Annotated in this window: 5 protein-coding genes and 1 pseudogene; all 6 read left to right on the top strand. The window is 48.4% G+C overall.

Translation table 11 applies throughout. The features are described 5' to 3' along the window. Positions 1–868: 868 nt before the first annotated feature. A pseudogene (locus WC598_RS13105) lies at positions 869–1,528 on the top strand (CRISPR-associated endonuclease Cas3''); the annotation flags it as partial. Between the two features lie 180 nt (positions 1,529–1,708). Then, positions 1,709–3,610, top strand: coding sequence for a CRISPR-associated helicase Cas3' (gene cas3 / locus WC598_RS13100; RefSeq protein WP_372961954.1), 1,902 nt, complete (start codon positions 1,709–1,711; stop codon positions 3,608–3,610). A 128-nt stretch (positions 3,611–3,738) separates the two neighbouring features. Beyond that, on the top strand, positions 3,739–5,394 hold the full coding sequence (casA, locus tag WC598_RS13095) for a type I-E CRISPR-associated protein Cse1/CasA (protein ID WP_372961952.1): 1,656 nt from the start codon (positions 3,739–3,741) through the stop codon (positions 5,392–5,394). Positions 5,395–5,409: 15 nt separating this feature from the next. Next, positions 5,410–5,916 (top strand): type I-E CRISPR-associated protein Cse2/CasB, encoded by a 507-nt coding sequence (gene casB, locus WC598_RS13090; protein WP_372961951.1) that lies wholly within the window; start codon positions 5,410–5,412, stop codon positions 5,914–5,916. A 14-nt stretch (positions 5,917–5,930) separates the two neighbouring features. After that, complete coding sequence (cas7e, locus tag WC598_RS13085) at positions 5,931–7,130, top strand: type I-E CRISPR-associated protein Cas7/Cse4/CasC (protein ID WP_372961950.1); 1,200 nt, start codon at positions 5,931–5,933, stop codon at positions 7,128–7,130. Further along, positions 7,127–7,870, top strand: coding sequence for a type I-E CRISPR-associated protein Cas5/CasD (gene cas5e / locus WC598_RS13080; protein ID WP_372961949.1), 744 nt, complete (start codon positions 7,127–7,129; stop codon positions 7,868–7,870). The genes cas7e and cas5e overlap by 4 nt, the downstream gene beginning before the upstream one ends.

The following is a 7,870-nucleotide window of genomic DNA, read 5'->3' as shown; positions in this document are numbered from 1 at the left end:
CTTCGATGTGAAATTCTGCGAGGTTAATCCGGTTATGTCTGGCACATTTTGATTATCGCTGTACTAAGATATATTTCTAAGTATTACTTTATTCAAAACTCGGATATGTTACTGCGAAAGGTCGGTTGTAAGACATTTTTTGTATTTTCTAACAATCCGGTCTGACCCGGTCGGTTGGGCAGAATGGCACGGGAAGATGGTATCGATGGCTCCGTGCTGCACGCTCCTGAACATGCCATTTCCCGGCGGATGGGATGTGGATGCCTTTTTGCCCGGAGATTTTTGTTTTTCCGGTTTTTCTCCCGGTACGAGTGTTGCGGCTTGCCCTGCATTCATCCAAGAGAACAAGGATTGAAACAGCTGATGGTAACATATGAGCCCTCCTCCGGGCAAACCCCCTGGTAATTCCACCTAATGCCCTCCGGCCCGGGGGTCTTTCGTCGGTGGAGATATTGCTTGGAAGTATCGCAAAAGGGCCACGGTCCGTTTTTCAAATCAGGCTCCTTTTGGCAAACAGGGGCCATTTTTGACGTATTTGCCATGAGCGCATCTTACCCGGGACCGGGAACTGTGCGGAATTCACGGAAAATGGATGTAAATTCATTTTAATCTCCTCAAAAAGAGCCCCGATTCGAAAAAATAACGTCGAAGAGCCAAATGTGCGCAATTAGGCTCAATTGGCTGGCCGCTCTCGCTTGCGATCAGGCTGGAGTAGGGCAAAACGAAAGGAACCCCTGTTTTTGGGATCGGATTTCCGGGGGGTGGGGATATATAGCGATTTTACTTTCGCGATGCAATTAGATTGCATGATAAAATGAAACCCTTTTCGTGTTGCAGGAGAATGTAGGGTGTATTCGGCTGAGGAATCGTGACTGACAATTCAGAAAAATATTTTCACTACTGGGGAAAGACGGGATCCAATCCTGATGGAACCGACCCTCATCCGTACCATCTGCTTGTGTACCATTGTCTTGATGTGGCAGCAGTTGGGCATCAAATATTATTGAGGGATCCCCGGTTATTACAGAAAATTATTCCGGATGGATTCCATGCCGCTGAACCTGATCGTGAACAATTATTCATCGGAATAATATCCTTTCTTCTCGCACTTCACGATCTCGGAAAATTTTCTGACCGGTTCCAAAATCTCAAGCCCGATCTGATGCAGGAATTGCGGGGTCATACAAGCAACCGTCAGTATACGGTTCGCCATACCGAAATGGGGCGCCTCCTCTTTGACAAAGAGATCTGGAAGAAAATATGGGTGGCGAACTGGTTTTATCTGAACCCGGATGATGACAGCGCGGACTGGAAGGATGTCTGGAATCCGTGGTTTTTTGCAGTGGCCGGCCATCATGGCACACCTCCGGAAAAAACCGATGCCCCCCTATCTACACTTTTTGAAGAAGGAGACCGGGAATCGGCAATGCTATTCACGGAAGTATGCTCACGGATGTTCCTGATGAGCAGAATGAGTGCGAACAACACGTTTTCTGAAAAGGATCTTTTAGCATTCAGCAGGAAATCCTGGTTGCTTGCCGGTTTTGCGGTTATGTGCGATTGGATCGGATCGAACAATTATCAATTTCCCCATTGCTCAGCACCGATGCCTCCTGAAAAATACTGGAATGAGTATGCCGTCCCAAACGCAGAAAAAGCAATTCGTAATTTTGGTCTACTCCCGGGAACCGCCTCAACCGAAATTGGGATGAATGTACTTTTCCCGGAAATTTCAACACCGACCCCTCTCCAGTCCTTTGCCGAGACCTGTGAATTACCCCCCCTTCCCCAGATGTTCATTATTGAAGAAGCGACCGGGAGTGGAAAGACAGAGGCTGCCCTTGTACTGGCGCATCGCCTCATGGCACTGGGGCTTGGCGAGGGAATGTACTTCGGGCTGCCAACAATGGCAACGGCAAATGCGATGTACGATCGAATGGGAAAAGCGTATGAGCGGTTATTCTCTCCTGATTCCCACCCCTCTATCATTCTGGCGCATGGCGGCAGGCATCTGTCTGAAAAATTCCGGCAGTCGATTGTGTATAATAATCACGGAAACGAGCAGGTGGTCGGCGGTGAGGTGCCGGCATCTGCCTATTGTACTGCATGGCTCGCGGATAACCGGAAAAAAGCACTGCTTGCACAGGTTGGCGTCGGGACTATTGATCAGGCGCTGATGGCGGTCCTGCCGTTGCATCACCAGTCCCTGAGAATTCTCGGTTTGTCGAGAAATATTCTGATCGTAGATGAAGTTCATGCCTTCGATCCGTACGTGGAGCGCATATTAATCAGCCTTCTTGAATTTCAGGCAGCGCTGGGTGGCAGTGTCATTCTTATTTCTGCCACACTTCCGATGGCACAGCGACAGGCTCTCCTCTCTGCGTACTCTTCCGGTTTAGGATTTGACTGTTCTCAGGTCAGGGAATCCCACTACCCGCTTGTCACTCGGGTGACTGCCCAGACAAAAGAACCGACAGAGTGTCCAATTCAGATTTGCGAGATGACTCATCGGACCATCGAGGTTGAATGCACGGATGATAAGGGGCGGGAAATCCGTGAACTGAGTCACATCATTGATGACGGGCATTGTGCCTGCTGGATCAATAACACTGTTGATGATGCAATCGAAACATATCGGACCCTTTCCGAGAAATTCGGGGCTGAACATGTTCTTCTATTCCATGCCCGTTTCACGATGGGAGACCGAATTGAAAAAGAAAACGAGGTGCTGAAATTATTCGGGAAAGACAGCACTCCGGATATCCGTAACGGGAAAATCCTTGTCGCCACTCAGGTAGTTGAACAATCCCTTGATCTTGATTTTGATTTCATGGTAACCGATCTTGCCCCGATGGACCTGATCATCCAGAGAGTCGGAAGATTGCACCGGCATAATGATCCGGCTAAACGCGGGAATCGAGGCGTACCTAGACTTGCAGTTATGAGTCCTCCGGTTTTAGACAATCCTGACTCTGACTGGTATTCAGCAATGTTCCCGAAGGGCCAGTTCGTATACCCGAGTCATGGTCAGCTCTGGCTCACCGTCCGGCTCCTTTCCGATCGAAAAAAAATTACTATGCCAGATGATGCACGATTGTTGATAGAAGGCACCTTCGGGCCGGAGGCACAACGACAGATCCCGGAAACGCTGATTGAGCAGGAAATAAAAGCGGAAGGCAAGAGAATGGCGGATGGTGCAATAGCCCAGTTGAATGTCCTGCACCTGAATGGCGGATACGCTCATACCCCGAATCCGTGGCAGGATGACGCAAGGACACCAACGAGGCTCGGAGCCCGGGTTACGATTCTTCTGTTGAAGTGGGAAAATTCGAATCTGCATTTCTTTTCACCGGATCCAATGTTTTCTGAAGAATTCAGCCAAGTGAGTATTTCAGACAACAAGATCTCGAAAGAATTCCCGTACACGGGAGAGCTGGCAGTGTGTCTTGATGCATTTAAAACCGGACTGGCTGACAAGGGGAAATGGCGAATCCTCGTTCCGCTTGAATGGAAGAATGATGCATGGCAGGGGAGATGTCTTGATAGGAACAACAAAGTTGTATCTGTCTGGTATGATTCCTATACTGGACTTCTCACGAACAAAACGTAATTGTTAAGGGCTCCTAAAGTAATCCTAACGAATGGAATCAATTTTATTAACGCAAAAATATTCTTACTTTCTTGCTAATGTCCTGGCCGTTTCTTTAATACCCCGCAATTTGAATGCGGGATGATTGCATGTTCAATCTCATCCAAGAATCATGGATCCCTGTTATCCGGCAAACCGGCACGCGTGAATCTATTGCTCCGGCAGGGATTGTGGAAAAATATTCAGAGGATCCGGTTCTTGACTTGGATGCACCCCGTCCCGATTTTAACGGTGCTTTGGTACAGTTCCTGATCGGACTTGTGCAGACAACATGTCCTCCTGCTACGGAGTCCGAGTGGAGGAAAAAGTTTAGCAAACCTCCAACCTCCGAGGAGTTGCAATCTGCGTTTGGACATTATGCCCATGCCTTTAATCTGGATGGTGACGGGCCGAGGTTCATGCAGGATCTGGATCTTTCCGAAAAAGAAGGAGAATCAAACCAGATCGATCATCTGCTCATGGAGATGCCCGGGGCACAAACCCTTGACAAAAATACGGATCATTTCCTGAAGCGGGATACGGTAAAGCAGATCTGTATCTCATGTTGTGCGACGGCATTGCTCACATTGCAGACAAATGCTCCATCTGGTGGAAGAGGTCATCGAACATCGGTTCGTGGAGGAGGGCCGCTCACAACAATTGTGATTGGGAGGACGTTATGGGAAACCATCTGGTTGAATGTCCTTACAACGGATGAGTTCTTTCGATATGGAAATGCAGCCAAGAACACAGACCCCGATCTGTTTCCCTGGATGGGACCAACCCGCACGAGCGAGAAAAGTGGTCATGATACTACATCGCAGCATGTCCATCCCGTCCAGTTGTTCTGGGGAATGCCACGAAGGATCCGGCTTGGATTTGAGAACCGTCCGGAAAAGAAACCATGCGATCTCTGCAATCGTTCAGACTCACGTTATGTAGCACAATATCTCGATAAAAGTTACGGTATCAATTACAAAGGAGGCTGGCGCCATCCCCTAACCCCATATTCTATTGATGAGAAAACCGGGGAGTACCTGCCAAAACATGGGCAGTCTGGTGGGATTTCGTACCGGAACTGGCTTGGCCTTGTCCAAAATGCCGGTGAAAAAAAATACCGGACCGAACCCGCAGTTGTTGTCCATACCTTCCGGCAGGAACGTCAGGATGCACTTTCAGGAAAAAATGAGATTCCCTTCCGGCTCTGGGCGTTTGGTTACGATATGAACAATATGAAAGCCTGCGGCTGGTATGAAGGCACCATGCCGCTCATTCATCTGGAACCTGATGTCAGGCCCGAATATGAGCTTGTTGTCAGTCAGATGATCAAAACTGCAAGCCTGATCGCGTCAAATGTCCGAACCTGCGTGAAAAAGGCGTTGTTCAGTCCAAAAGCAGAAATCTCTTTGGATAAATCACTTTTCGAGTCGATTGATTCCCGGTTCTGGCAGGATACCGAACCCAGGTTTTACGAGACACTCAACGATCTCAAAATCGCGCTCCAAACCAAACAGACGGTTCAGGAACTGAAACTGCGCTGGCTTGCAATATTATCCAACGAGGGAGAACACCTGTTTGACCAATACTCCCAATCCAGTCTGATTTCTGTTGTCGATCCAAAACGAATTGCTCTTGCACGGAGGGATTTCAGGGTGTTTTCCTCCGCTAATAATAAAAAAATTATTGAATTATTGATGCTCGATTTACCGAAACTTGAAAAATCGCGTGACCTCAAAACGAAGGACAAACAAAAAAAGAAGACCTAATTCCGAGGTACCTCCATGGAACAAAAACACTATCTGACATTTACTCAGCCGGAAACCCGTGAGATTCTGATAACCTGGTGGAAAGCGCTTGATACCTCGCGGGGTGATCGTGCCGAACTGCGGAGATGCCATTCCCCGCTGAACGTTGCATTCACACCTGCTTACCATCGCCTGCGAATTGCGATGATGAAACAGGGGTCCGTAAAGGATGAGGATCTCGCACTCGTTGCCGGCGTTCTCTCTCATGTAAAATCGTATACATCCGGGTCATTTCCTATTCAGATGGCCGGGACTGATTCTGCTGATGCAAAAAAAGCAAAGATCAACAGCCATCGATTCCGCCGCTTGTTGGCAATCGATGACCAGGATAAATTGTATGAGACGATTATCAGGGTTGTACGCATGCTTGGCGGCGCCGTGGATATTCCCTCCCTCGCCAATGGCATTTACTGGTGGAATGAGCGGACGAAGAAAGAATGGGCGTTTGCCTATTATGAACATGCTCCAAGTGAGGAGAAGTAAGGAGTGAAATTACTATGAGTGACTTTATTCAGCTGCATATGCTTGTATCGTATCCCCCGTCGAACCTCAACCGCGATGATCTCGGACGGCCAAAAACTGCTGTTATGGGGGGAACCCAGCGCCTGCGTATCTCATCGCAGAGCCTGAAGCGAGCATGGAGGACATCGGATATTTTCGAGCAGGGTCTTGAGGGGCATATCGGTATCCGAACCAAGGAGATGGGTTCGAAAGTCAAAGAAGCTCTCACGAGTGGCTTGCCATTAATCCAATTACTGCAAGGAAAAAATACCGAGCCTAAGTCTGCAACAATCATTGGTGAGAAAAATGCGAATGAATGGGCATTGAAAATTGCATCAGCTTTTGTCGATAAACTGTCCAAGTCCGATAATAAAAAAACAGAAGGAAGTTCAACGGATGATACGGAAGAAGAGAAGAAAGGAACAAAAAAAGAAGATAAAAAAAGCAATATCAATAAAGATTCCCTGAAAGGGGAACAACTGGTCTTTTACTCCAATAATGAAATTTTTGCAATCCAGTCGCTTATCACCACACTCATCAAGGAAAACCGGGCACCAAATCCTCAGGAATTATCGAGCTTATTGAAAGAGGATCTTTCTTCCGTGGATGTTGCCATGTTTGGACGGATGCTCGCCAACGCGACGAAGTATAACGTGGAAGCTGCTGTACAGGTAGCTCATGCAATAACCGTCCATGAAGTTGCAGTCGAAGATGATTATTTCACTGCCGTGGATGATCTGAACAAAGGTGATGATGACGCAGGCGCTGCACACCTGGGTGAGACCGAGTTTGCCTCAGGTCTTTTCTATACCTATGTCTGCATCGACAAAACCCTCCTCGAAAAGAATCTAGGAAGTAATGCAGAACTTGCCAGTGCTGCCATAAAAGCGCTCGTTGAGGCAGCGACAAAAGTCGCACCGACCGGTAAACAAAATTCCTTTGCATCCCGGGCATATGCCTCGTATCTCCTCGCAGAAAAGGGATCACAACAGCCCCGCTCCTTATCGGTTGCGTATCTTGGGGCAGTCCGGGATTCAAAAGATCTTCTTGGTGCTGCCATCACATCCCTGAATGATACCCGCAAAAAAATGGATGCCGTTTATGGAAAATGTTGTGAGGAACAAGAAGTGATGGACGTTCATGCCGGCGAGGGTTCGCTGAATAAAATACTGGAATTCTGCTGCCGATCACCATGAACGAATACCTCATCTTCCGCATCTACGGCACGATGGCGTCCTGGGGAGATATTGCAGTCGGTGAATTCAGGCCATCGTATGATCGCCCCTCCAAATCTGCCATTATGGGAATGGTGGCAGCAGCTCTCGGAATCCGTCGCGATGAAGAGGAGCGGTTACAGGAACTTGCCGCCGGTTATCTGATGGCAGTCCGGATCGACGCACCGGGTATTCTTATGAGGGATTATCATACAGCGCAGGTACCGCCATCCATAATCGACCGGAAGAAAATGATATTTCCCACGAGAAAAGCAGAGCTTTCTGTTCCCAAAGATGTTCTCAATACAATTCTTTCGTCGAGGGATTACCGGTGTGATGCTATCTATTCCATCTGTTTATGGAGCCGGACTGCATCTCCCCCCTATCCCCTCACCGCTCTAAAAGAGCATCTGGAAAAACCCGTGTTTACTCTCTACCTTGGGAGAAAGTCGTGCCCGCTCTCACTTCCCCTTCAGCCACAGATAATCCCATCAGAATCCATTGCAGCTGCACTGTCCTCTGTTCAATTTAACGATGCTCCATTTCTTTTCCCGCTCGAATCCAACGGCGATGCCAGGGTATTCTGGGAGGGGGATGCAGATGTGGGATTTACCAGAGTTCACACTTTCCAGCGCCGGGACGATCCGCTGAGCCGGCGACGCTGGCAGTTTGGGAACCGGACGGAGCACTCCGCGATGATTAGAAAACCTGCGGGAGGTTGA

Source organism: Methanoregula sp. (genome assembly GCF_041645475.1).
In the GTDB taxonomy this organism is placed as follows: Archaea; Halobacteriota; Methanomicrobia; order Methanomicrobiales; family Methanospirillaceae; genus Methanoregula.
The sequence above is the reverse complement of the archived record's forward strand: the minus strand, read 5'-3'. Positions and strand labels throughout refer to the sequence as shown.